The 24,989-nt window shown below is 57.8% G+C and carries 23 protein-coding genes, 1 tRNA gene and 1 pseudogene; 13 read left to right on the top strand and 12 right to left on the bottom strand.

Features of this window, described 5'->3' with window-relative positions; genetic code table 11:
• Window positions 1-343: 343 nt before the first annotated feature.
• The 5 genes from QQL78_RS06060 to tgt form a co-directional block, all read right to left on the bottom strand.
• Window positions 344-418, bottom strand: a tRNA-Val gene (locus tag QQL78_RS06060).
• 60 nt (window positions 419-478) lie between these two features.
• Window positions 479-967 carry an HU family DNA-binding protein gene (locus QQL78_RS06055; protein ID WP_284371608.1) on the bottom strand — a complete coding sequence of 163 codons (489 nt, stop codon included), beginning with the start codon at window positions 965-967 and terminating at the stop codon, window positions 479-481.
• Between the two features lie 196 nt (window positions 968-1,163).
• Window positions 1,164-3,575, bottom strand: a complete 2,412-nt coding sequence (gene lon, locus QQL78_RS06050) for an endopeptidase La (protein ID WP_284371606.1) — start codon at window positions 3,573-3,575, stop codon at window positions 1,164-1,166.
• 235 nt (window positions 3,576-3,810) lie between these two features.
• On the bottom strand, window positions 3,811-4,896 hold the full coding sequence (locus QQL78_RS06045) for an alkene reductase (RefSeq protein WP_284371604.1): 1,086 nt from the start codon (window positions 4,894-4,896) through the stop codon (window positions 3,811-3,813).
• Window positions 4,897-5,167: 271 nt separating this feature from the next.
• A complete protein-coding gene (tgt, locus tag QQL78_RS06040; protein ID WP_284371602.1) occupies window positions 5,168-6,295 on the bottom strand; it encodes a tRNA guanosine(34) transglycosylase Tgt in 1,128 nt (375 codons plus the stop codon).
• Window positions 6,296-6,408: 113 nt separating this feature from the next.
• Here tgt and QQL78_RS06035 point away from each other — a divergent pair, with 113 nt between their 5' ends.
• The 3 genes from QQL78_RS06035 (at window position 6,409) to rimK (ending at window position 9,029) form a co-directional block, all read left to right on the top strand.
• Complete coding sequence (locus QQL78_RS06035; RefSeq protein ID WP_284371600.1) at window positions 6,409-7,302, top strand: SPFH domain-containing protein; 894 nt, start codon at window positions 6,409-6,411, stop codon at window positions 7,300-7,302.
• Entirely contained in the window at window positions 7,302-7,577 is a 276-nt protein-coding gene (locus QQL78_RS06030) for an NfeD family protein (RefSeq protein ID WP_284371599.1), read from the top strand. The genes QQL78_RS06035 and QQL78_RS06030 overlap by 1 nt, the downstream gene beginning before the upstream one ends.
• 69 nt (window positions 7,578-7,646) lie before the next feature.
• The gene (gene rimK, locus QQL78_RS06025) at window positions 7,647-9,029 is read left to right on the top strand and encodes a 30S ribosomal protein S6--L-glutamate ligase (RefSeq protein ID WP_284371597.1); all 1,383 of its coding nucleotides are present in this window, start codon (window positions 7,647-7,649) and stop codon (window positions 9,027-9,029) included.
• Here the strand turns inward: rimK and QQL78_RS06020 are convergent.
• Entirely contained in the window at window positions 9,026-9,766 is a 741-nt protein-coding gene (locus QQL78_RS06020) for a hypothetical protein (RefSeq protein WP_284371595.1), read from the bottom strand. The two genes, rimK and QQL78_RS06020, sit on opposite strands and share 4 nt — an antisense overlap.
• A 283-nt stretch (window positions 9,767-10,049) precedes the next feature.
• On the opposite strand from QQL78_RS06020, the gene QQL78_RS06015 reads away from it, so the two are divergent.
• The 4 genes from QQL78_RS06015 (at window position 10,050) to tpiA (ending at window position 11,976) form a co-directional block, all read left to right on the top strand.
• Window positions 10,050-10,412 (top strand): SUF system Fe-S cluster assembly protein, encoded by a 363-nt coding sequence (locus QQL78_RS06015; protein WP_284371593.1) that lies wholly within the window; start codon window positions 10,050-10,052, stop codon window positions 10,410-10,412.
• A gap of 57 nt (window positions 10,413-10,469) precedes the next feature.
• Window positions 10,470-10,832: a HesB/IscA family protein gene (locus QQL78_RS06010; protein ID WP_284371591.1), complete on the top strand. Its 363-nt coding sequence runs from the start codon at window positions 10,470-10,472 to the stop codon at window positions 10,830-10,832.
• Window positions 10,829-11,158 carry a TfoX/Sxy family protein gene (locus QQL78_RS06005; protein WP_284371589.1) on the top strand — a complete coding sequence of 110 codons (330 nt, stop codon included), beginning with the start codon at window positions 10,829-10,831 and terminating at the stop codon, window positions 11,156-11,158. The genes QQL78_RS06010 and QQL78_RS06005 overlap by 4 nt, the downstream gene beginning before the upstream one ends.
• 74 nt (window positions 11,159-11,232) lie before the next feature.
• Entirely contained in the window at window positions 11,233-11,976 is a 744-nt protein-coding gene (tpiA, locus tag QQL78_RS06000; RefSeq protein WP_284371587.1) for a triose-phosphate isomerase, read from the top strand.
• A gap of 48 nt (window positions 11,977-12,024) precedes the next feature.
• Here the strand turns inward: tpiA and QQL78_RS05995 are convergent, their stop codons facing one another.
• The 5 genes from QQL78_RS05995 to QQL78_RS05975 all read right to left on the bottom strand — a co-directional run bounded on the left by QQL78_RS05995 (window position 12,025) and on the right by QQL78_RS05975 (window position 18,418).
• The gene (locus QQL78_RS05995) at window positions 12,025-13,401 is read right to left on the bottom strand and encodes a TRAP transporter large permease (RefSeq protein ID WP_284371585.1); all 1,377 of its coding nucleotides are present in this window, start codon (window positions 13,399-13,401) and stop codon (window positions 12,025-12,027) included.
• 4 nt (window positions 13,402-13,405) lie between these two features.
• The gene (locus tag QQL78_RS05990) at window positions 13,406-14,086 is read right to left on the bottom strand and encodes a TRAP transporter small permease (RefSeq protein WP_284371584.1); all 681 of its coding nucleotides are present in this window, start codon (window positions 14,084-14,086) and stop codon (window positions 13,406-13,408) included.
• A gap of 84 nt (window positions 14,087-14,170) precedes the next feature.
• A complete protein-coding gene (locus QQL78_RS05985; RefSeq protein ID WP_284371582.1) occupies window positions 14,171-15,166 on the bottom strand; it encodes a DctP family TRAP transporter solute-binding subunit in 996 nt (331 codons plus the stop codon).
• Window positions 15,167-15,419: 253 nt separating this feature from the next.
• On the bottom strand, window positions 15,420-16,649 hold the full coding sequence (locus QQL78_RS05980) for a sigma-54-dependent transcriptional regulator (protein ID WP_284371580.1): 1,230 nt from the start codon (window positions 16,647-16,649) through the stop codon (window positions 15,420-15,422).
• Window positions 16,646-18,418 carry a sensor histidine kinase gene (locus QQL78_RS05975; RefSeq protein WP_284371578.1) on the bottom strand — a complete coding sequence of 591 codons (1,773 nt, stop codon included), beginning with the start codon at window positions 18,416-18,418 and terminating at the stop codon, window positions 16,646-16,648. Before QQL78_RS05975 ends, QQL78_RS05980 begins: the two co-directional genes overlap by 4 nt.
• A gap of 43 nt (window positions 18,419-18,461) precedes the next feature.
• Between QQL78_RS05975 and QQL78_RS05970 the strand changes: the two are divergent.
• Window positions 18,462-19,651: pseudogene (locus tag QQL78_RS05970) on the top strand (cytochrome P450).
• Window positions 19,652-19,865: 214 nt separating this feature from the next.
• Here the strand turns inward: QQL78_RS05970 and QQL78_RS05965 are convergent.
• A complete protein-coding gene (locus QQL78_RS05965; RefSeq protein ID WP_284371576.1) occupies window positions 19,866-20,327 on the bottom strand; it encodes an Lrp/AsnC family transcriptional regulator in 462 nt (153 codons plus the stop codon).
• Window positions 20,328-20,469: 142 nt separating this feature from the next.
• Between QQL78_RS05965 and cysG the strand changes: the two genes are divergently transcribed.
• Genes cysG through QQL78_RS05940 form a run of 5 tightly spaced genes read left to right on the top strand, consistent with a single transcriptional unit; the run spans window position 20,470 to window position 24,979 of the window.
• Window positions 20,470-21,864, top strand: coding sequence for a siroheme synthase CysG (cysG, locus tag QQL78_RS05960; RefSeq protein ID WP_284371574.1), 1,395 nt, complete (start codon window positions 20,470-20,472; stop codon window positions 21,862-21,864).
• Window positions 21,864-22,160, top strand: coding sequence for a DUF2849 domain-containing protein (locus QQL78_RS05955; protein ID WP_284371572.1), 297 nt, complete (start codon window positions 21,864-21,866; stop codon window positions 22,158-22,160). The genes cysG and QQL78_RS05955 overlap by 1 nt, the downstream gene beginning before the upstream one ends.
• Window positions 22,160-23,839: a nitrite/sulfite reductase gene (locus QQL78_RS05950; protein ID WP_284371570.1), complete on the top strand. Its 1,680-nt coding sequence runs from the start codon at window positions 22,160-22,162 to the stop codon at window positions 23,837-23,839. Before QQL78_RS05955 ends, QQL78_RS05950 begins: the two co-directional genes overlap by 1 nt.
• Window positions 23,829-24,581, top strand: a complete 753-nt coding sequence (locus QQL78_RS05945; RefSeq protein WP_284371568.1) for a phosphoadenylyl-sulfate reductase — start codon at window positions 23,829-23,831, stop codon at window positions 24,579-24,581. The genes QQL78_RS05950 and QQL78_RS05945 overlap by 11 nt, the downstream gene beginning before the upstream one ends.
• Complete coding sequence (locus QQL78_RS05940; RefSeq protein ID WP_284371566.1) at window positions 24,578-24,979, top strand: DUF934 domain-containing protein; 402 nt, start codon at window positions 24,578-24,580, stop codon at window positions 24,977-24,979. The genes QQL78_RS05945 and QQL78_RS05940 overlap by 4 nt, the downstream gene beginning before the upstream one ends.
• The last annotated feature ends 10 nt before the right edge of the window (window positions 24,980-24,989 follow it).

Raw genomic sequence — 24,989 nt, 5'->3', positions numbered from 1 at the left:
CTGCCTGTTTCGCTGGGTCTGCAATAGCCAAGTTAAGGTCCATGTTGAAGAGGTGGCGACAGAATGCCTGCGCGCGTTGATCAGGCCCATTACGCAGTGCAACCGGACCATCAATTACACCTTCAGGAATGGTGGGTGATAAGAGATTTGAACTCCTGACCCAGAGTGCCCGAAGGGCGCGCGTCGGTCAGGCCCTCTACGCAGCGCAACCGGACCATCAATTACACCTTCAGGAATGGTGGGTGATAAGAGATTTGAACTCCTGACCCAGAGTGCCCGAAGGGCGCGCGTCGGTCAGGCCCTCTACGCAGCGCAACCGGACCATCAATTACATCTTCGGGAATGGTGGGTGATAAGAGATTTGAACTCCTGACATCTTCGATGTGAACGAAGCGCTCTACCACTGAGCTAATCACCCGCAGGCGCTGATCTAACCGCAGATACAGCGCCTTGCAAGGTTTCCCCTGCGTCTGAAAGACTAGATATCAGATGCGTCGGATATGCCGTTACCGCTGCCAAGGGTATCGGTTTCTACCGGCGTATTCTGACGGATTTTCGCCACAACGACCCGTCCGTTGGACAGTTGTTTTTCGCGCCTGATTTTCACCCGGCCCAAAGGTGGCAGGTTCAATTCGCGATTATCGCCGATGGCTTCACCCAGAACGGCGAGCATGGTTTCGACCACCGGCTTCACGTCCTTCTTCTTCATGCCAGAGCGCTGCACAACTGCTTCGATCAGCTCTTTCTTGCGCATCATGGGACCGATGATAACCGGTTGGGGGGCGTCAACCACACGGGGTTCCGCCTGCTGTTTCAATGGGGCCGGTGCTGATCCGTCCAGAACCGAACCTGTGGATTTGGCCGCAGTGGGCTTGGGTTTCGCCGCGGCTGTTTTTGGCTTGGCTGGGGTTTTGGGTGTTTTGGCAGCACGGGTTGGTTTAGCCGGCTTGCTGGGTGCAGTACTCACGAAATTCTCACTCTTCATTATTTCTTGCCTGCGAACAGTCTAGCCAGTTTGCGTTTGTTTTTCTAGCGTTGCTTGGTTTGCCCAGCCAAAGGGGCAAGGGTTAGAGCGGTATTAAGGCGTACGCCCGACCTGCCCTGCATCAAAAAACGCCCCGGAAAATCCAGGGCGTTTTGATCTTTCTGGGCATTAAACCCGCTTAATGTGCGGTCGGGACTGCCGTATCCGCATTTCGTGCAGCAAGGGCGGCAGCGGCTGCCGCGTCCTCTGCCGCCTGATCCCATTCGATGGGTTCAGGTTTCGAAACAAGCGCATGCTCCAGCACTTCTGATACGTGACCGACGGGGATGATCTCCAGCCCCTCTTTCACATTGTCCGGGATATCCGCCAGATCCTTTTCGTTCTCTTTCGGGATCAGCACGATTTTGATGCCGCCGCGCAATGCAGCCAGCAGTTTTTCTTTCAAACCACCAATCGGCATGGCGTTCCCGCGCAGCGACACTTCACCCGTCATCGCAATGTCCTTGCGCACCGGGATGCGCGTCAGCACAGAAACAATCGAGGTCACCATCGCCAGACCGGCAGAAGGGCCATCTTTGGGCGTGGCACCATCCGGCACGTGCACGTGGATATCCAACGTGTCAAAGCTGGGTGGTTTCACACCAATCTGAGGCGAGATCGACCGCACATAGCTGGACGCCGCGTCGATGCTTTCTTTCATCACATCGCCCAGCTTGCCGGTGGTTTTCATCCGACCCTTGCCCGGCAGGCGCAGCGCCTCAATGTGCAGCAACTCACCACCGACGGAAGTATAGGCCAAGCCGGTCACAACACCGATTTGGTTTTCCTCTTCGGCCAGCCCGTAGCGGTGTTTACGCACGCCCAAAAACTCGTCAAGGTTGTCGCCGGTCACTGTGACGCTTTCGGCTTCCTTCTTGACGATCTTGGTCAGCGATTTGCGCGTCACCTTGGCAATCTCGCGCTCAAGGTTCCGCACACCAGCCTCGCGGGTATAATAGCGGATCATTCCCTGAAGCGCGGAATCCTCGATGGCGAATTCCTTGGCCTTCAGACCGTGGTTCTTGATCTGCTTTGCCACCAGATGCTGTTTGGCGATCTCCAGCTTTTCATCCTCGGTGTAGCCGGACAGTGGAATAATCTCCATCCGATCCAGCAACGGCCCAGGCATGTTATAGCTGTTCGAGGTGGTCAGGAACATCACGTTCGAAAGGTCATATTCAACCTCCAGATAGTGATCCACGAAGGTGGAGTTCTGTTCAGGATCAAGTACTTCCAGCATGGCTGACGCCGGATCACCGCGAAAATCCTGACCCATCTTGTCGATCTCATCCAAGAGGATCAGCGGGTTCGTGGTCTTGGCCTTTTTCAGCGCCTGAATGATCTTGCCGGGCATGGAGCCGATATAGGTCCGACGGTGGCCACGGATCTCGCTCTCGTCGCGCACGCCGCCAAGGCTGATGCGTATAAACTCGCGCCCCGTGGCTTTGGCCACAGATTTCCCAAGCGAGGTTTTACCCACACCGGGAGGACCGACCAGACACATGATCGGGCCTTTCATCTTGCTAGAACGTTGCTGCACCGCGAGATATTCAACGATCCGCTCTTTGACTTTTTCCAAGCCATAGTGATCGTTGTCCAGCACCTCTTGGGCTTTACCAAGGTTCTTTTTCACGCGCGACTTTACGCCCCAAGGGATCGACAACATCCAGTCAAGGTAGTTGCGCACAACTGTGGCTTCCGCAGACATCGGGCTCATGTTCTTGAGCTTTTTGATCTCGGCCTCGGCCTTTTCCTTGGCCTCTTTGCTCAGCTTGGTGGCGGCGATTTTCTCTTCCAGTTCGGCAACTTCATTCTTGCCGTCCTCGCCATCGCCCAGCTCTTGCTGGATCGCTTTCATCTGTTCATTCAGATAGTACTCGCGCTGGGTCCGCTCCATCTGGGATTTCACGCGGGTTTTGATCTTTTTCTCGACCTGCAGCACGGACATTTCGCCCTGCATCAGACCATATACTTTCTCAAGCCGCTCGGACACGCTCAGCGTCTCAAGCAGGTCCTGCTTTTGCTCAACCTCGATGCCCAGATGCCCGGCCACCAGATCGGCCAGACGCGCCGGTTCGGCGGTTTCGCCCACAGCTGACAAGGCCTCGTCCGGCACGTTTTTCTTAACCTTGGCGTAGCGTTCAAATTCATCGCCAACAGAGCGCAACAGCGCTTCGGTGGTTGCCGCATCACCCGGCATTTCGGTCAGATACTCGGCCCGCGCCTCAAAGAAATTATCATTTTCAAGGTAGTCGGTGATGCGCACCCGCGCCTGCCCTTCAACCAGCACTTTCACCGTGCCGTCGGGCAGTTTCAGCAGTTGCAGCACATTGGCCAACACGCCGGCTTTAAAAATACCCTCGGCTTGCGGGTCATCTTCACCGGGGTCAATCTGGCTGGACAGCAGGATCTGCTTGTCATCCGCCATCACCTCTTCCAGGGCGCGGACTGATTTCTCACGGCCGACAAAAAGCGGCACAATCATATGGGGGAACACAACGATATCGCGCAGGGGCAACACCGGATAAGAGGCGTTCAGTGGGTCTAACATGCTCAATTCCTTATTTAGCAAGACAGTTCCGGTCCCTGTGATAGGCAACCAACGCCGTCTCCCGTTCTAGACCGATATGTAGGTCCGGTCTGCCTGTTTCAATCCCCGTTATTTGGGGTTGTCCGCATAATCGCCTGCAAATGCCACAGGTGCAACCGTGGTTTTCAAGCCAATTATGGGAAATTGAAACAGGTGTCGAAAAAGGGCTTGCCACAGGCGCGGCAAGCCCCGGTTTTTAATTGTCCAATGTGGGGTAATCGGTAAACCCTTCGCGGCCACCGCCGTAATAGGTATCACCGTTACCGGCGTTTAATGGCGCATCCTGTCTGTAACGCTCCACCAGATCGGGGTTGGCGATATAGGGGCGACCGATTGCAACCATTTCGGCGTCATCATTTGCCGTGGCTTGCAGTGCCATGTCGCGATCATAGCCGTTGTTGGCCATATAGGGCCCATCGAACAGTTTGCGCAGCGCCTTGAGGTCCTCACCTGCGGCCAGATCACGCGAACCACCGGTCGCCCCTTCGATCATGTGCAGATACGCCAGACCAAAACGGTTCAGCCCTTTGACCACATATTCAAATGTCTCTTGCGGGGCGTCATCGCTGATCCCGTTTGCCGGTGAAAAGGGCGACAGACGGATGCCCGTGCGGTCTGCGCCAATCGCCTTGGTCACGCCTTCCAAGACCTCCATCAAAAGGCGCGCGCGGTTCTCGAGGTTGCCGCCATAGGCATCGTCACGTTTGTTAGATCCGGTCTTGAGGAATTGGTCCAGCAGATAGCCGTTGGCGGCATGCACCTCGACCCCGTCAAATCCTGCGCGGATCGCCATTTCGGCCGCATGGGTATAGTCGTAAACAAGGCGCGCCATCTCCGCCGCCTCCAGTGCCCGAGGGTCCGAAGTGTTCTCAAACCCGTTTGCAGTGAATGTCTTAACACCTGCGTTCAGGGCAGAAGGTGCAACAGGCGATTGGCCCTCCGGCTGTAACGAGGTATGGCTGATACGGCCCACATGCCACAGCTGGACCACGATCTTGCCCCCTTCGGCGTGCACCGCATCTGTCACATTGCGCCAGGCGGCGACCTGCCCTTCGCTGTAGATACCGGGAGTCTGAAAATACCCTTTGCCTTCGGCACTGATTTGCGTGGCCTCGGTGATGATCACACCGGCACCGGCGCGCTGGCGGTAATAGTCGACATGCATATCGCCCACCTCGCCACTGTCATTGTCGGCGCGGTTGCGGGTTAACGGAGCCATGGCGATACGGTTGCTGGCCTCAATCGCGCCAAGGGTTACGGGAGTGAATAGCTTCTCTGTCATGGGGTGCTCTCTTTTGTTTCTTGCGTTGCACCTGACCTAAGCCCCCTTCGTGTTGAGACAAGCATGCCAGTCTGGGAACACAGCCCCACTCGCGCAATATCGCGCGCACCCAGCCAAACAGAATACCGCGTTAAATCCCTACACAGGAACAGGTGTTCCGACGCAGCGGATCAGTCCCGTCAATTCAAATGGGTTACCCCCGGTTATCTACGGATTGGCGTTCTTTTCACGACCTGCCGGATTTAGCACATGACCTCACAGAAACTTGAGGTCAAAGCGGCTCTATATCACCCTCTGCACGGCCATCATGGAAATCTTTTTCCCATGTTTCAAATTCACCCGCCGCAATCGCGCTGCGCATACCGTCCATGATATCCTGAAAATACTGCAGGTTATGCCATGTCAGCAGCATGCCCGAAATCATCTCCTGCGAGCGGAACACATGGTGCAAATAGGCCCGCGAATAATTGCTACAGGCCGGACAGGCACAGTTTTCATCCAAGGGGCGCGGGTCATCCGCGTGGCGCGCGTTCTTGATGTTCAGCACACCACGGCGGGTAAACACCTGCCCCGTGCGGCCAGAGCGGGACGGCAAAACGCAATCCATCATATCAATGCCACGTTTGACCGCGCCGACGATATCATCCGGCTTGCCCACGCCCATCAGATAGCGCGGCTTGTCTTCGGGAAGCTGGTCGGGCGCGTAATCGAGACACCCGAACATCGCCTCCTGCCCCTCGCCCACAGCCAGACCACCCACAGCGTATCCGTCAAATTCGATCTCGCGCAGGGCTTGTGCCGATTGCTGGCGCAGATCCTCTTCCAGCCCGCCCTGCTGGATACCAAACAGCGCATGACCCGGCCTGTCGCCAAATGCGTCCTTGGACCGTTTCGCCCAACGCATCGACAATTCCATGCTGCTGGCAATCCGGTCCCGATCTGCAGGCAGCGCCGGGCATTCGTCAAAACACATGACAATGTCAGAACCCAGAAGCGCCTGTATCTCCATCGACCGTTCCGGCGTGATTTCATGTTTGGAGCCGTCGATATGGCTTTTGAAGGTCACACCGCGTTCCGTCAGCTTGCGCAGATCAGCCAGCGACATCACCTGAAACCCACCGGAATCCGTGAGGATCGGCTTGTCCCAATTCATGAACTTATGCAGCCCGCCCAACTTGGCAATCCGCTCTGCCGTCGGGCGCAGCATCAGATGATAAGTATTGCCCAGCAGGATATCCGCCCCGGTCGCGGCCACGCTTTCGGGCATCATCGCCTTGACCGTTGCCGCCGTGCCCACCGGCATGAAAGCCGGCGTGCGGATATCGCCGCGCGTGGTGTGGATAACGCCGGCGCGGGCCTTGCCGTCCTGGGCGTGCTTTTCAAAGGTGATGCGGGACATTTCGGGCTACTCCTTGTCGTTGGTGCAGGGGGTAAACCACCACAGTAAAACTTGCAATCAGCGCGAGAAATACCCACATATAGCGGGTATAGGAACCAAAAAGGATACTTATTGTGGACATCGAACAATTGATCATCAGCATTCTGGAAAATAACCTTGCCTGGCTTCTGCTGGCCGCACTTGTGGTGATCCTGATTGTCAAATCGGTCAAGATTGTTCCGCAATCAGAACAGCATGTTGTCGAACGTTTTGGCCGTCTGCGTGCCGTGCTGGGACCGGGCATCAATATGATCGTGCCGTTTATCGACCGGATCGCCCATAAGATCTCTATCCTTGAACGCCAGCTGCCCACCGCATCCCAGGATGCCATCACCCGCGACAACGTGCTGACACAGGTGGATACATCGGTGTTTTACCGCATCACCGAACCGGAAAAGACCGTATACCGCATCCGCGATGTGGATTCTGCCATCTCCACCACCGTGGCCGGGATCGTGCGTGCCGAGATTGGTAAGATGGATCTGGACGAGGTGCAGGCCAACCGCAATTCCCTGATCGATACGATCAAGGCCACCGTTGAACAGGCCGTCGACGACTGGGGCATCGAAGTGACCCGCGCAGAAATACTGGACGTGAACCTTGATGCCGCCACCCGGGCCGCGATGATGCAGCAATTGAACGCCGAACGTGCGCGTCGTGCGCAGGTGACAGAGGCGGAAGGCTCCAAACGCGCGGTCGAACTGGCGGCGGATGCGGAACTTTATGCCTCAGAACAAACCGCCAAGGCCCGTCGCGTGCTGGCCGAGGCCGAAGCCTATGCCACACAGGTGGTCGCGGTTGCTATTAACGAAAACGGCATTGAGGCGGCGCAATACCAGATCGCCCTCAAACAGGTCGAAGCCGTCGGCGCGATGAGCAGCGGTGAGGGCAACCAGACCGTGATTGTTCCAGCTGAGGCACTGGCCGCCTTTGGGGATGCCTTCAAACTGCTGAAAGGACGTGGATAATGGCCGATTATCTGACACTCTGGTGGGTCTGGATCTGTATTGCGCTTGCGCTTGGGGTGGTCGAACTGCTCGCCCCCGGATTCATCTTTCTGGGCTTTGCCATTGGTGCGGTGATTGTCGCAGGCATCGTGGCGATCGTCAGCCTCAGCAACATTCCCGCGCTTCTGGCACTGTTTGCAATCCTGTCGCTGATCGCATGGATCGCGCTGAAGGCGGTGTTTCGCAAGCAATCCAGCGGGGCACGGATCGTCACCCGCGATATCAACGAAAACTGACGCCAGTCCCTGGTTGAAATTATCTGACGGCCTGCTAGGTGAAATGCCTGAACTCAAGGGGTGCGGTACATGGATAATCTGGCGTTTGGTTGGGAAGAATGGGTGGCTTTGCCGGATCTCGGGCTGCCCGCGATCAAGGTAAAGGTTGATACCGGTGCGCGCACCTCGGCGCTGCATGCCCATGACATTGAAACCTTTGGTTCAGCGGCCAAACCCAAGGTCCGCTTCAATGTACATCCCATTGCCGGGCGTGATGACATTGTGATCACCTGCTCCGCCCCGCTGGTGGACCGGCGCGAGGTGACCTCCTCCAACGGGGAATCCGAACAGCGCTATGTGATTGAAACCAAACTGGAAGTCGGCGGGCAAAGCTGGCCCATCGAGGTGACCTTGACCAACCGTGCGGGACTGACCAGCCGGATGCTGCTGGGCCGTCAGGCACTGAACGATCACATCACCATTTCTGCCACCGAACGGCGGTTGCAGCCCGACCTCAGCTATGACGTCTATCACTCTGCTGCTGTGCGCAAAACCGCGCCCAAAAGAGCGCTGCGCATTGCGGTGCTCAGCCGTGAGGACAATTATTCCACCCGCCGTCTGGTCCAAACCGGCGAAGAACGCGGTCACACAGTCGAGGTCATCGACACAACCCGCTGTTATATGGCGATCAATGCCATGGCGCCGGAAGTGCATTATGACGGCAAGCGCCTGCCTCGCTATGATGCGGTGATCCCGCGCATCGGGGCATCCATCACCCCTTACGGAACCGCCGTGATCCGCCAGTTCGAAACCATCGGCACCTATTGCGTAAACGGCTCTGCCGGCATCACCGCCAGCCGCGACAAGCTACATGCGCATCAGGTATTAGCGAGCAAAAAGATCGGCATGCCGACCACTGCTTTTGCCGCCTCTCCCAAGGATACGTCAAATCTTATGGGGCTGGTCGGCACTGCACCGCTGATTGTGAAACTGCTGGAATCGACGCAAGGCAAAGGTGTCGTGCTGGCCGAGACCAAAAAGGCTGCTGAATCCGTAATCGACGCCTTTCGCGGACTCAAGGCGAACTTCCTTGTGCAGGATTTCGTCAAGGAATCCGCAGGTGAGGACATCCGCTGTCTGGTGATCGCGGGCAAGGTCGTGGCCGCGATGAAACGCACAGGTGCCGATGGTGATTTCCGTTCTAACCTGCATCGCGGCGGCTCCGCCAAAGTTGTGCGCATCTCGAAAGAGGAACGCGATACCGCCCTGCGTGCCGCCCGCGCCTTTGGACTGGGCAAAGCGGGCGTTGACCTGCTGCGCTCGGAGTCCGGCCCGAAAGTGCTGGAGGTAAACTCCTCCCCCGGGTTTGAAGGCATTGAAAAGGCCACCGGCAAGGATATCGTCGGCAAGCTTTATGACGAGATCGAAGCACGGGTCAAACCGCAGCCGGTGCGCAAACGCAAGGCCAGCTAGCGTGCGCCGGTCTTGGCCGGGTCTGCTTTCTTTTCCGCCGCTTCAATGTGCTTCTTCAGGTCTTTGGCCCAGCTTTTCTCGAATTTATCGTTCTTCTTTTTGCCGTTCACGCGGGTCTGGGTCGCATATTCCACCATACAGGCGATGACCTCTGAGTCACTGCGTTTGGGCCGGGAATCCGGCAACTCCAGGTGGTAGGCATCCCCCTCGCCATAGCCGTCCTTGCCTTTATAGTTCTTGAACCCCTGTTTCTTCATTTCAGCCGCCCATTCACTTTTGAACGTCTCCCACTTCCAGGCAAATTCGGGTCCGTCGCCGAAACAGCTTTTGGGCTTGTCCTGATAGGATTTCTTGTCAAACCCGCCTTTATCGCCCTTTTTGGGGATCTCTGACGAAATATTCACATGTCGCGCCTTATCAGCCATGTGGTTGGAGGCGCAGGTCCAGCTTCTACCCGAAAGGACCGATTTCGCCTGCTCTTTGCCGGTACGCTTTTTCGTGACCTTAGAGGTGGCCACCACAAAGTTCAGCTTGACCACACGGTCTTCCGGTTTGGTCTTGGGCACAGGGCCACCGTCTTTCATACACATGCCGCGTTTTTCGCCCTCGGCATTGGCTTTCTTCTTTTTCTCATCAGAGGCTTTGCAGGCTGCAACACATTTTGCCCGTGCCGCCGCATAGCGTTTGTTCATTCCTGCCGCAAAATCCGCGGCCTTTTTGTCAACATCAACTGTCATCCTAGTCTCCTACCAATCCGGCTTCGACGCGAAGGTGGAAATATCCGCAATGTCGCAACTTATGGGTGAAATTGACCCATGGTCAAGCATGATCCAACAGCATCTGTCGGCACCTGCGTCCCTGAAACTTGAACCACCCGCTCTGAAAGCCCATTCGATAGCGGGTATTTCTGGCTAGCCCGTTGCACCTCAGTGTACAGCACGGTCACGCAAGCGGCTTCTCGCCCTAGACGTTGCAGGTGACAAACCCTATATAAACACTCAAGATATAAACGAGGGCCCGATGACCGATCAAACACAACCCATGGAAGGCACGCCGCTGATTGCGCCCTCCACCACTGATCATCCGATGTACGAACAGGTTGTTGAGGCTTGCCGCAGCGTCTATGACCCTGAAATCCCTGTGAATATCTACGAGCTGGGATTGATTTACACCATCGATATCTCGGATGAAAACGCGGTAGACATAAAAATGTCCCTGACCGCGCCGGGCTGTCCGGTGGCTGGCGAAATGCCCGGCTGGGTCGCGGATGCCGTTGAACCCCTGCCCGGCATCAAACAGGTGAATGTGGAACTGGTCTGGGAACCGCCATGGGGCATGGACATGATGTCTGACGAAGCCCGCCTTGAGCTGGGTTTTATGTAACCCGGCCTTGAGAATACCCGCGCCCCTGCCTACCTTGGGGGCAACAGGAGAAAAGACATGTTCGGCATTCCCGGCAAACAGGCCGTCACCATCACCCCCAAGGCAGCCGCCCAGATTACCAAACTGATGGGCTCTGCCGGACATGCCGGTCTGCGCATCGGCATCAAGAAAGGTGGCTGCGCGGGCATGGAATACACCATGGAATATGTCGATGAGGCCGACCCGAATGACGAGGTGGTCAATCAGGATGGTGCCTGCGTGATGATTGCGCCAATGGCGCAGATGTTTCTGTTTGGCACTGAAATTGATTATGAGACCTCCTTGCTGGAGTCCGGTTTCAAATTCAACAATCCCAATGTGACAGAGGCCTGCGGCTGTGGGGAATCCATCAAGTTTGACGACTCCCTTAGCGTAAAATGAGCCTTGGGGCGGCAGATATCGCATTTACCACCGAACTATTTTCCGATATCCCCAAGCTCAGCACCCGCAAGATGTTTGGTGGGTTGGGGATCTATTCAGACGGGGTGATCTTTGCCCTAATGAAATCAGACAGCCAGCTTCTGCTCAAGGCACAAGAGCGCGCGTTCACCGAAAAACTGGCGGCGGCAGGCAGCACGCAATGGACCTACACCCGCAAGAACGGTGCAGAGTCTTCCATGCCTTACTGGAGCCTGCCGGACGCCGCCCTTGATGAGCCGGAACTGGCGGTCAGCCTCGCGCGCGAGGCGCTGGCCCAGTTGCAATAGGCGACAGCCCACAATTGCCTTGGACGTCACCAACTGCTAGGCAAAGACAATATTCCCAACACCATAGGACAGATATGCGCCGCAAAATCGCCGCCGGAAACTGGAAGATGAACGGTACAAGTGCTGCCTTGGCAGAATTGGAACAGCTTGGCACCTCCCTGCCGCAAAACGCCCCCACAGTGATCATCTGCCCGCCTGCCCCGCTTTTGTTTCGCGCCTGTGAAGCCGCAAAGGGCATCGCCATAGGGGCGCAGGATTGCCATATGCAATCCTCCGGTGCCTACACCGGTGATATCTCTGCCGGGATGATTGCCGACAGCGGCGCGACCTATGTGATTGTTGGCCATTCCGAACGCCGCGATGCCCATGAGGAAACCAACGCCATGGTGCGCGACAAGGCAGAGGCGGCTTGGGCCGCTGGCCTGACTCCGATCCTCTGTATCGGCGAGGCGCTGGAGGACCGCGAGGCGGATAACACCCTGAACATCATCGGCGGCCAGCTTGCCGGTTCCCTGCCCAGCGATGTCAGTGCCGAAAACACCGTGATCGCCTATGAACCGATCTGGGCCATTGGCACTGGAAAGGTTCCGACCCTTGAACAGATCATTGAGGTCCACGATTTCATCCGCAGCCGCCTGATCGCCCGCTTTGGCGAGGACATTGGCAATGCGATCCCGCTGCTCTATGGGGGCTCGGTGAAACCCGACAATGCAGCCACCATATTCAAGGCCGAGAATGTCGACGGTGCCCTTGTCGGGGGGGCTTCGCTCAAGGCCAGCGATTTCGCCCCGATTATCGCTGCCCTCGCCGCCTGCTGATCTTCATCTTGCCTTTAAACTCAATGCCGCAGGTCTCACCAAGCGCCGTCACTTGGTGATGATCTCCGGCCCCATCATCAGCTCTGGCAACCAGGTGCTGAGCGCAGGAATGTAAGTCACCATAATCAGGAAGACGAAGAGGACCGCCAGAAACGGCAGGGCCGCGCGTACCACATTCATCATCGGCATATTGGCCACGCCAGAGGTCACAAACAGGTTCAAGCCAACTGGCGGCGTGATCATCCCGATTTCCATGTTCACCACCATGATGATGCCCAGATGAATGGGATCAATGCCCAGCTCAATGGCAATCGGAAACACCAGCGGTGCCACGATCACCAACAGGCCAGAGGGTTCCATAAACTGTCCGCCGATCAGCAGGATCACATTGACGATGATCAAAAACACAATCGGTCCGAACCCCGCACTCAGCATCGCCGCCGAGATCTGTTGCGGGATCTGCTCATCCGTCAGAACATGTTTCAGGATCAGCGCATTGGCGATGATGAACATCAAGGTCACTGTCAACTTGCCCGCCTCAAAAAGGGTATCGCGGGTGTCGCGGTGGAAAAATACGGTCAGTGCGGACCATGGTTTGCTGAGGAAGGAAATATTCGCCCCCTCACCTTCCACATGCAGCGGCCCCATGTCGCGATAGACGAAGGAGGCGATGAAAAACGCATAGACCGCCGCCACCGCTGCGGCTTCGGTTGGCGTAAAGATACCGCCATAGATGCCGCCCAGAATGATCACGATCAGGAACAGACCCCAGCCCGCCTCGATGCCAGAGCGGCGTACTTCACCCCAGCCCTTCCAGTCGCCCTTGGGCAGGTTTTTCACCCGTGCCATGATATAGATTGTCATCATCAACATCAGCCCGGCAAGCAACCCGGGAATGACTCCGGCCAGAAACATCCGGCCTACAGAGACGTCAGTGGCGGAGGCATAGACCACCATCACAATCGACGGCGGGATCAAAATGCCCAGGGTGCCCGCAACGGCGATCACACCGGCGGCAAAATCCTTGGTATATCCGACCTCACGCATGCCCACGATGACAATCGAACCGATCGCAACCACTGTCGCAGGCGATGAGCCGCTGAGCGCAGCGAAAAGCATACAGGCAAAGACACCGGCAATGGCCAGCCCGCCCGGCAGATGCCCGACCAGCGCAATGGAAAACCGGATGATCCGCCGTGCCACGCCGCCGGTGGACATAAACGACGATGCCAGAATGAAGAACGGGATTGCCAGCAGCGTGTAGTGCCCTGCCATCGCCTGAAAAAACGTCTGGGCAATCGACGCCATAGAGGTGTCCGACAGCGCCAGCAAAAAGATGATAGAGGACAGGCCCAGCGAAACCGCAATCGGTACGCCGACCAGCATCAGGCCCACAACCATGGTGAAAAGAATGACAACTTCCATGTGCTTAGCCCTCCGCGTTCATGTGTTTGACGTCTTCGACCGCGTCCTCGGCCTCATGACTCACGATCAGTGATTTCTGCCGTCCTGTGACGACTTTGACAGTGGCTTGCACAAAGCGCAGCAGCAGCAGCGCCGCACCAAAGGGCAACATGGCATAGGGAATGAACCGCGGGATTTTCTCATAGGCTTCGCCCTCATTCATGATCGGCTCGATAAAGCGCAGCCATTCAGGGATCGGCGTGTCGATCACCTCGTACCAGGCCTGATCGCGGCTGTTCTCAAACCCTGTCGGAAACCAGCGCCCGGTGGTGGCATCCAGCCCGGCAAAAGGTGCCCAGTAATCCCATGCACCTTTCATCAACAGCCCCGCATAGATCACACAGACGACACCGGCGATGATGGCCAGCACCTTGCGTGGGCCTGCGTCAAACAGGTTGATCACCGCATCCACGCCCAGATGCGCCGTTACCTTCACCGCGTAGGACATGCCAAACAGCACCAGCCAAGCGAAAAGGAAGGTCACCACCTCAAGGCCCCAGATGATGCCGGTGTTGAACCCGTAGCGCAGAACAACATTGATAAATGTGATGAGCGTCATCAGTCCGAGGATCAGCGCTATCGCCGTTTCCTCAATCTCGCTTACGATACGCGCAAGCCCGGTTTGCGTCGATGAATGGCCAGACATGCGGCACCCCCTGCCGAAAATATACGTGCAAATATAAATGGTTGCCGCCGGCCCTTCATCTGACGGGCCGGCGGCGTTTAAGGCTTAGTGCTTGGCGTTGATCGCCTGTGCCGCATCGATGTTTTCCTGGCCAACATCGTCCTTGAACTCTTCCCAGACAGGTTTCATCGTGGCCACCCAGGCATCACGCTGTGCCGCGTCCAATTCGCGCACAACACCGCCAGCATCCAGGATCGCTTGCTTGGCTTTTGCGTTCACAGAGGTGGATTCCGAGTTACGGGCTTCGGTCACTTCAGCGACGATTGTCATCAGCTGGTCGCGCACATCCGCATCCAGTGAATCAAGCCAATCCGTCGAGGTTACCAGCAGATAATCAATGGTGCCGTGGTTGGTTTCGGTCACACCATCCTGCACTTCAAAGAACTTTTTGCCGTAGATGTTGGACCATGTGTTTTCCTGACCATCAACAACGCCGGTTTGCAGGGCGCCATAAACTTCGGAAAAGGCCATCGGCTGGGGTGACCCCCCCATCGCTGCCATCTGCGCCTTCAGCACGTCAGAGTTTTGCACGCGGAACTTCAGACCTGCCGCATCTGTCGGCAGGTTCAGCGGCTTGTTGGCCGACATCTGCTTCATGCCATTGTGCCAGAATGCCAGCCCCAGCAGGCCGCGACGGGTCATGGCCTCTTTCATCGCCTGACCGGTCTCGGAGTTCTGGAATTCATCCACCGCATCGATGTTTTTGAACATGAACGGAAGGTCAAAGATGCGGAACTGTTTGGTGAATTGTTCAAACTTGGACAAGGATGGTGCGGCCAGTTGGACATCGCCCTGCAGCAGTGCTTCCAGTACCTGATCATCGTTGTACAGCGTGGAGTTCGGGAAAACTTCCATGCAGGCCTTGCCGTTCATCTCGTCATTGACGCGCTGTTCCAGCAGGGATGCGGCGATGCCTTTGGGGTGTTTATCAGTATTGGTCACGTGGCTGAACTTGATAACGATTTCGCCATCGTCACAGGCTGCAGCAACAGCGCCAGCGGATACGGTCATAGCCAAAGCGGCCATTGTCAGGAATTTCATGGTGATCTCCTCCCAGAGTGCAGAATCAGTTGGTCACAAGCCTTTGCCTGCGCTGTGGATATAAAACGCCTGCTGTAGCTGGCTCACAAGGAAGTGTGGAGATCAGGAGATTGAAGTGAATTTAATTGTTTATTTACAAACTACTGCAAATTAAAATTCATTCAAAAGATCAACTTTGAAAAACCCTCCTGTGCGGTTTTCCGCACAGGGACATTGCAGCTTGTGCGGAAATCCGCACAGCCTGCCGACCACTCTAGGGGCGAAAATCCTCTGCCCGGATGCTGTAGCGGGCCAGTTTGTCGTAGAATGTCTTGCGCGGCAGTTTCAGGGCCTCTGCTGCCGCTGATGCCTGCCCGCCCGTGCGCCGCAATGCGGTTTCCAGCAGGGATTGCTCTATCATCGACATCTGCTCTACCAGTCCTAAGGTGGTATCTGGTGCCACGTCTTCCGGCAGCCCCATAACAAACCGCATCGCCACCGACATCAAAGAGCGTGCATTGCCCGGCCAGTCCCGCGCCATCAGGCTGGCAATCACCTCTGGTGTGATCTCCGGCGCACGCAGCCCCGCCTGTTCGGAGGCCTGTGCCACATAGCGGCGAAACATCTCCGCAATATCCTCTGGGCGTTCGGCCAACGACGGGATGCGTACACTCAGCGCCTCCAGCCGATAGTAGAGATCCGCATTGAACCGCCCGGCCTGCATTTCCGCAGTCAGGTCACGGGTGTTGCCCGCCATCAGACAGACGCCCTGTGGCCCGTCACGCCCCTCGCTCAGCACCAGCTGTAACTGGGCCGGCAGATGCGAAATCTCGTCAATAAACAGGCTCCCGCCCTCGGCCTCTTGCAAGGCGGCGCGCAGGGTTTCCGTGGTCATCCCGGCTGCCGCGCGTTTGACAAAAGCTGCCTTGGAGCGCGCCGAACTGAGGTGGATCACCTCTGCTACTTTAGAAATCCCCGATCCCGGTGCGCCATTGACCAGCGCATCCCCCTCAGCCTGTGCAACCAGCCGCACCTGACGGCGCAGCTTTTCCGCCAGATCGGAGGTGCCGAACACCATCCGCGCGGCGGGATCACCAGTTTCGACCAATTGACGCAAACGGCGGTTATCCAGCACCAGCGCGCGGGTATGCAAGGCGCGCTCCAGAACAGCGATCAATTCTGCAGGCGCACAGGGTTTTTCAAGGAAACCAAAGGCACCCTGCGCCATGGCCGCCACCGCCATCGGAATATCGCCTTCGCCGGTCAGCAGGATCACCGGCAAATCACGATCCTGTCCATGGGCATAATCCAGCAGATGAAACCCGTCCCGCCCCGGCATCCGCATGTCCGACAGGATCACCCCGTCAAAATCCGCTGTGATCCGGTCTTTGGCGGCAACAAATGATCCCGCTGTGATCGTCGAGATATCTGCCAGTTCCAGCGTCTGGGCCAGCGCCTCGCGCACGGCGGCATCGTCATCAACCAGTAATACGCGCCCCTTCATGCGGCCAGTTCCTTGGCCGCTGTTGCCTCAAGTGTCACTGTAAACACAGCCCCTCCGCTGTCCTGATTGGCCCCGCGGATCTGCCCACCGAAACTTTGCACAATACCATAGCTGATCGACAGCCCCAGCCCCATGCCACTGCTCTGATCCACCTCCTTGGTGGTGTAGAACGGATCAAAAACCTTATCCGGCATTTCAATTCCCGGCCCGGTATCGCGAAACTCAACGCTCACCACATCCCCCTGACGTCGCGCCTCTACCTGCAATCTGCGTTCGGTGCGACCGGCCATTGCATCCACCGCATTGGTGATCAGATTCACAAACACCTGCCCCAACCGCACCTCGCCACCGCGCACCCATATGTCACGGCCCGTGGCGTCCCATTCCAATGTGACCCCTGCCGCCTCGCGATGGCTTTGCGTCAGATCCAGCGCCGATTGCAACACTTTTTGCAGGTTCACCCGATCCGGTGCGATATGCTCCTGACGGGCGAAAGCGCGCAGGTTCTGGATGATCCGCGCCATCCGCTGGCTCATCTCGGAAATCCGGGTCAGGTTCTCGCCCACCCGCTCTGCTTTGCCACGCTCCAAAAACTGTACCGCGTTTTCAGCAAAAGACCGGATCGCCATCAAGGGTTGGTTCAACTCGTGACTGATGCCCGCCGACATCTGGCCCAGGGCGCTTAACTTGCCCGCCTGCACCAGATCATCCTGCGCCTGTCGCAATGCCACCTGAGCGGCCTCGCGCACAGCAGCCTCTGCCACCAGTTTCTCGTTGGTTTCACGCAAGGCCACCGTGCGTTTGGCCACCCGCGCCTCCAGCTGCACATTCGCCGCCGCCAGCGTGCGCCGCCGCTCGGAAGCAAGAAACAACAACGATCCAAAAGCCAGACACAGGGCCGCCAATGCCGCCGCCTGAGCAAAAGCAAAGGCGCGGGTCTGTGCCACATCCAACAGGACCTCCCCTGTCAACCCGATCACCGGCAGGTCCTGTGTCAAATGCAGAGCCTCTTGCGGAAGATAAGGCCCCCAGCCCAGATGCCAGATCTCATGCGGGCCGACCATCTGCGCGCTGAACGGCGGCGCGTTGCCTTTGGGCGGGATCAGCCCTGCGGTCCCCGCCGGACGTTTCCAGAACAACAGCTCGGTGCGGTTTGCAATATAGACCTCTCCCGCTGCATCGGTGAAAAACGCGGCCGGATTGGTGCCGCGCCAATTGTAGTCAATGCCATTCAGGTCGGTCACAACAACCACCGCCCCCTGCACCCGCCCGGCATCGTTGAAAATCGGGGCCGCATGGAAAAAGGCCCGCTGGGTCAGCGGTTCCGCCGGTCCGTGGCCCCAGCCCAGAGCACCACGCAACGCCCTTGTGACAAAAGGATATGCACCCAACTCCGCCGGATGTTTCCCAGAGACAGAGGCCATCACCCGCCCCTGCGCCGATAAGACCAGAATATCCAGCGCTGCCGACTTATCCGCGGCTCCCACCAGCACATCACGCGTGCCCTCTGTCACCCCATAGCGTGCTGCAATGCTGATCACCGGATGATCAGCCATCAGCACCGCCAGATCACGATAGCGTTGCAATTGCCCAACCAGCCTGTCGCCCGCGAGGGCCAGATCCGCCTGCCCTCGCGCGGCCAATTGGTCCAGCCCCTGCTGATAGGCGTAGCGCCACACCCCAGCCGTCAGGATCAGTACGATCCCCGAAAAGGCCAGCACCAAAAGCGCCCGATGTCCAATCCCATGTTTCATAGTGTTAGTTTGCACATGCCGTCTTGCCTTGGCCAGTCCTCTGCGGTTTGGATGCACTATGAAAGCCCTGTCGCAATCCCCACTTGATCCCGAATTTATCCAAAACCCCTATGTGACTTATGACCATGCCCGTGCGCTGGGTCCGGTGGTCTATTGGTCAGACTACGCCATCTATGCAACCTTTGACGCCGCCACCGTGCAGGCCCTGCTGCGCGACCGCCGGTTGGGCCGCGAAAGACCCAAAGATCTGGTTCAACCGGTGCCGGATCATTTGCGCGACTGGGCAAAAACAGAAGCCAATTCCATGCTCGATATGGAACCGCCGCGCCACACCCGGCTGCGGTCACTGGTGCTGCGGGCTTTCACCTCGCGGCGCATCCGTGAGCTGAGGCCGGATATCGAGGCCGTCACCGCAGAATTGCTGACCGCTCTGCCAAGCGCGCCCTTTGATCTGATCCCCGCCTTTTGCACCCAATTGCCGGTGCGCATCATTGCACGGCTGTTGGGCGTGCCCGAAGAGATGTCGGATGATCTGCTACGCTGGTCAAACGCCATGGTCGCCATGTATCAGGCAGGCCGTACCCGCGACATCGAAGACGCTGCCAATCAGGCCAGCGCCGATTTCACCGATTTTCTGACCCGTTACATCGACAAGCGCCGCGCGGATCCACGTGACGACCTGATCACACAGCTGATCGCCGCTGAGGAAAACGGCGACAAACTCTCCACGGATGAATTGATCGGCACTTGCATCCTGCTGCTGAACGCCGGTCATGAGGCAACGGTCCACAGCCTTGGCAATGCGGTGAAATGCCTGCTGGAACACAAGACCCCGGCCAGTGCCCTTGCCCCGGATCACATTGCCACAACAGTTGAAGAACTGCTGCGTTTTGATCCTCCCCTGCATATGTTCTCGCGCTTTGCCTATGAGGAGATCCTGCTGGGCGATGTTACCCTGCCCAAAGGTGCCGAAATCGCCCTGATCCTTGGAGCCGCGGGGCGCGATCCTGGGGTGTATGACGCGCCGCATCACTTTGACCCGGCGCGCCCCGCCAAACCGCATGCGGCTTTTGGCGGCGGGCTGCATTTTTTTGCGTTGGTGCGCCGCTGGCCCGACTCGAGTTGCAAATCGCCCTGCCCGCGCTCTTTGCCCATATGCCGAAGATGCGGCTGGCAAAACCGCCGCGCTACGCAAACTCCTACCATTTCCACAAACTCGACGCATTGATCATCGACCCGCGATTCTGATCGGGGTCAAGGATCGCGCCAGCGACCGCGCCTGCGCGGCTTGTCCTTGAGGCCGGTCGGAATCGTATCCAGCCTCGCAACAAGTCGTTTAGGACGCAGCGCGCCCTAAACACCTTCTCAGCAATTGCCAAATCCTAACAACACAATACAGACCCCGCCGCGAAGGGATCCGACCTATAACACCTTCCCCGAAATGCAGCCGCACGGTTTTCGATCACAAGGGCAATACCACCGTAGACTTGATTTCTTCCATCGACAAAAGCGCTGTCACATTATGCACCCGCACCTCGGAAATCAGCGCCTGATAAAACACATCATAGGCCCGCGCATTTTTCACCCGCACCTTCAGGATGTAATCAATATCCCCCGCCAGACGATGCGCCTCTTGCACCTCTGGCCGGTCTCTCAAAGCTTTGAGAAACCGCGCCTGCCAATCGGCGTCATGTTCAGAGGTGCGGATCAGTACAAAAAAACAGGCCTCGAACCCAAGGGCCTCCGCGTCCAGCATCACGGTCTGCTGACCAATCACACCAGCCTCTTTCAACTTGCGAATCCGGTTCCAAACCGGGGTCTTGGAAGACCCGACATTCTTGGCGATATCGTCCAGAGACTGGCTGGCATCCCGTTGCAGCTCCGCCAAAATCTTCCGATCCGTCTCGTCAATTCGAACGCTCATTCCGATATCCTTCCGGTTCAGGGCCATATGTTCTTCTGCGCAGATCATTCGGAACGAACGTCCTTATCCGCACAGGTATCTGGCGCAATATCGGGAATATTTCCTATATTGCAACTCAGAAATCAACGAATGGCAGGCCCACATGGATCACTTCCCAATCTTCCTCGCAACCACAGGCCGTCGCATTGTCCTGTCGGGCGGTGGTGACGCGGCGCTGGCCAAACTGCGTCTGTTGATGAAAACAACCGCGCAGATCAGCGTCTTTGCCGATGCACCGGCTGCGGAAATCTCCCAATGGGCCGCTGCGGGCAAGCTCACGCTGATCCCACGCGCCCTGACAGCGGGCGACATCTCGGGCGCGGCCCTGTTTTACGCCGCCAATGAGGACGATGGTGAGGACAAGCGCACCGCCGCCATTGCGCAGGCCGAAGGGGCACTGGTTAATATCGTTGATAACCTCGCGGACAGCGCCTTTATCACACCGGCCATTGTGGACCGCGATCCGGTGACCATCGCCATTGGCACCGAAGGGGCGGCACCCGTGTTGGCCCGCGCAATCAAGGCCGACCTTGAAGAACGCCTGCCACAATCCCTTGGCACCCTCGCCCGCATCGGCAAGGCCTTCCGCGCGGCCTCTTATGCGCTGCCATTTGGCCGTGCGCGACGCGACTTCTGGCGTGAGTATTATTTCAACACCGGCCCCAAGGCGATGAACGAAAGTGAGGAGCGGGTGCAGCCTGCCCTTGAGGATCTGCTTGACACGCATCTGAATAAAACCGCCCGCGCCGGCCATGTTGCCTTTGTTGGCGGTGGCCCCGGCGATCCAGAGCTGCTGACCCTGAAAGCGCGTCGCGCTCTGGATGAGGCCGATGTGGTGATCTACGACCGGCTGATCTCTCCTGAAATCCTCGAACTGGCACGGCGCGAGGCTGTGATGATCGACGTGGGTAAGGAAGGCTTTGGCCCTTCGACCTCACAGGAAACCATCAATGATCTGCTGGTAGAACATGCCCTGAGCGGTGCGCAGGTCGTGCGTCTGAAATCCGGCGATGCCACTGTCTTTGGCCGTCTGGACGAGGAAATCGATGCCGTCGATGCCCACCAAATCGGCTGGCACATCGTGCCCGGCATCACCTCGGCCTCTGCTGCTGTGGCTTCTATCGGGCAAAGCCTGACACGGCGGGGGCGCAATGCCTCGGTCCGTTTCCTGACTGGCCATGACATGAAAGGCTTTGCCGATCACGACTGGGCCCAGCTTGCCCGCAAGAACGAGGTTGCCGCGATCTATATGGGCAAGAAATCCGCCCGTTTTGTCCAGGGCCGCCTGATGATGCATGGCGCGGACCGCGCCACCCCTGTCACGGTGATTGAAAACGCATCCCGCGCGGATCAGCGCATTCTGGAAACCACGCTGGGACATATGGCGGACGACATCGCAAAGGCCGCCATGTCCGGCCCTGCACTCACCTTTTACGGCCTTGCGCCACGCGCCGCAGCCGCCGCTGCGACCGACATCAAACTTGAGGAGATGGCATAATGCCAAAACCCTTCACCCCCAAAGTCATCACCGCAAATGCCTTGCTTGAAGGTGATGTGATCTACCTTGCCGACAATGGCTGGACCCGCCAATTGGCACAGGCCGAAGTCTTTACCGACGAGGCCCACGCTGATCTGCGCATGATCGAGGCCGCCGCCCAGACGGGTGAAGTTGTTGGCGTCTACCTTGCGGATGTCACGCTTGAGGGCAGCACGCCCGTCCCAACCCATTTTCGCGAAGATTTCCGCGCCCGTGGCCCATCCAACTATGCCCATGGCAAACAGGAGCAATTCTGATGTATCATTACACTGATTTCGACGACGCTTTCCTCAAGGAACGCAACGCCCAGTTCCGCGCACAGGTCGAGCGCCGCATTGACGGTTCCCTGACCGAGGATGAATTCAAACCGCTGCGCCTGATGAACGGTCTCTATCTGCAACTGCATGCTTACATGCTGCGGGTGGCGATCCCCTATGGCACGCTGAACAGCCGTCAGATGGACACGTTGGCGATGATCGCGGACAAGTGGGACAAGGGCTATGGCCATTTCACCACGCGTCAGAACATACAGTACAACTGGCCTGAACTGCGCGATGTGCCGGATATGCTGGATGCCTTGGCCGCAGTAAACATGCATGCGATCCAGACCTCGGGCAATACCATCCGCAACGTGACGGCAGACCACTTTGCCGGTGCCGCCGCGGATGAGGTCGCTGATCCGCGCCCTGTGGCTGAACTTATTCGTCAGTGGTCTACTGATCACCCCGAATTCCAGTTCCTGCCGCGCAAGTTCAAGGTTGCCGTCACCGGTGCCAAGGCTGACCGCGCGGTGATCAAGGCCCATGATATCGGGCTGCGCATCGTCAAACGGGACGCAGAAATCGGCTATGAGGTTGTCATTGGTGGCGGGCTTGGCCGCACGCCGATGATCGGCAAGGTGCTTTATGACTTTGTGTCTTCCGAAGACCTTCTGCCCACTCTCGAAGCGATTGTTTCGGTTTATAACCTATTGGGCCGGCGCGACAATAAATACAAGGCGCGGATCAAGATCACCGTGCACGAAAACGGCATCGAAGACATTCGCGCCCGTGTTGACGCGCGATATGCGTTGATCCGCGATCAGTTCACCGGTGTGGATCAGCAGATGCTGGCCCGCATTGAGGCGGATTTCGCGCAGCCCAGCTTTCGCAAGGCCGATGTCACACCGTTTCACAACACCTATCAGCACGACCCGCTGTTTCGCAGCTGGGCCGATACCAATTTGGCGGCCCACCGGAACCCTGACTACGCCATTGTCTCGATCTCGCTTAAGGCGCACGGCAAGACGCCGGGGGATGCGACATCGCGCCAGATGCGTCTGATGGCACAAATCGCCAAACGCTATGGCCATGACGAATTGCGCATCAGCCACGAGCAGAACGTGATCCTGCCTCATGTGCATAAGGGTGATCTGCCGTCAGTCTATTATGCACTGAAAGCCGAAGGGTTGGGCACTGCCAACATCGGGTTAATCTCCGATATCATCGCCTGCCCCGGTATGGACTATTGCGCTCTGGCCACGGCGCGTTCGATCCCGATCGCACAGGAAATTGCCACCCGTTTTGACGAATTGAAGCTGGAGCATGAAGTTGGCCCGCTGAAGATCAAGATCTCGGGCTGCATCAACGCCTGTGGGCACCACCATGTGGGACACATCGGTATCCTTGGACTGGACCGCGCAGGTGTGGAAAACTACCAGATCACGCTGGGCGGTGACGGCACCGAGGATGCGGCAATTGGCGAACGCGCCGGTCCGGGTTTTTCCGCGGAGGAGATCATTCCCGCTGTGGAACGCATTGTTCTGGCCTATCTCGATCTGCGCAACGACCCGGCGGAAGAGTTTTTGCAAACCTTTCGACGCCTTGGCCTCGCGCCGTTCAAAGCCGCGCTGTATCCAGAAGCCCCAGCCCAGAAAGTGCGTGAAAATGCCGCTTGATGACCCCAAGCTGACAGCCGCGCCTGACGCGCAGGTTGCCCGCCTGAACGTCCAGATGCGACACCATGCGGCGCATGACGTGATGCGGGCGGCGGTGGAGTCGGTGCCCAACCTTGCGCTGGTGTCCAGCTTTGGCGCGGAATCCGTGGCGCTGCTGCATCTGGCCTCACGGGTGAAAAAGGATTTGCCGGTCCTGTTCATCGATACCGAAATGCTGTTTCCCGAAACCCTTGCCTATCAGCGCGAGGTGGCGCTTAAGCTGGGGCTGACACGGATCAAGGTGATCAAGGCAGATGATATTGCCACGCTTGATCCGGACGGACAGCTGCACAAGACGGATACCGATGCCTGCTGTGCGCTGCGCAAAACCGTGCCACTGCAAAAGGCACTGGACGGGTTTGACGGCTGGATCACCGGACGCAAACGTTTTCAATCCGGCACCCGTGCCCAGCTGCCGCATTTCGAAACCGAGCTGACAAAGGACGGCGCCGGAACACGGATCAAGGTGAACCCTCTGGCATTCTGGGCCGCTGAAGACGTGCAACACTATATCGAAGAGAACAACCTGCCGCGTCACCCGCTGGTGGCACAGGGATACCCTTCCATCGGCTGTGCGCCCTGCACCTCGCCCGTGGCGGAAGGCGAAGATCCTCGTGCCGGTCGCTGGCGCAACCAATCCAAAGACGAATGCGGCATTCATTTCGTAGATGGCAAGGCCGTCCGCACAGGAGCATCGACATGACACAACTGATCAATGACGCCGGCTTTGTCGCCGATGACTGGACCCATGGGTTTTGCGCCGCCGGGGCCGCAAATGACTGCCGCGCCCTCGACCTGCCATCCGACGCGCAGCCCGAAGAGGTGCAATTGCAGCCCAGCATTGAAATGATCCGCATTGATTTCCCATCCTCTGCGGATGGGCGCGGTTTCACCATCGCCCGTGCCTTGCGCTTGCGCGGCTATACTGGGCGGCTGCGGGCCAAAGGTCATGTGATTGCGGATCAATATGCCATGGCGCGCCGCGCAGGGTTTGACGAGGTCGAAGTCAACGATGAAATCGCTGCCCGTCAACCGGCGGATCAATGGCAGTTTCGCGCGAATTGGCAGGAACACAATTACCAGTCGCGCCTGCGTGGCTGACATGTCGCAT

It is taken from the genome of Sulfitobacter pacificus (genome assembly GCF_030159975.1).
Classification (GTDB): Bacteria; Pseudomonadota; Alphaproteobacteria; order Rhodobacterales; family Rhodobacteraceae; genus Sulfitobacter; species Sulfitobacter pacificus.
Note: the sequence above shows the minus strand (reverse complement) of the source record. Positions and strands in the feature narration are given on the sequence as shown.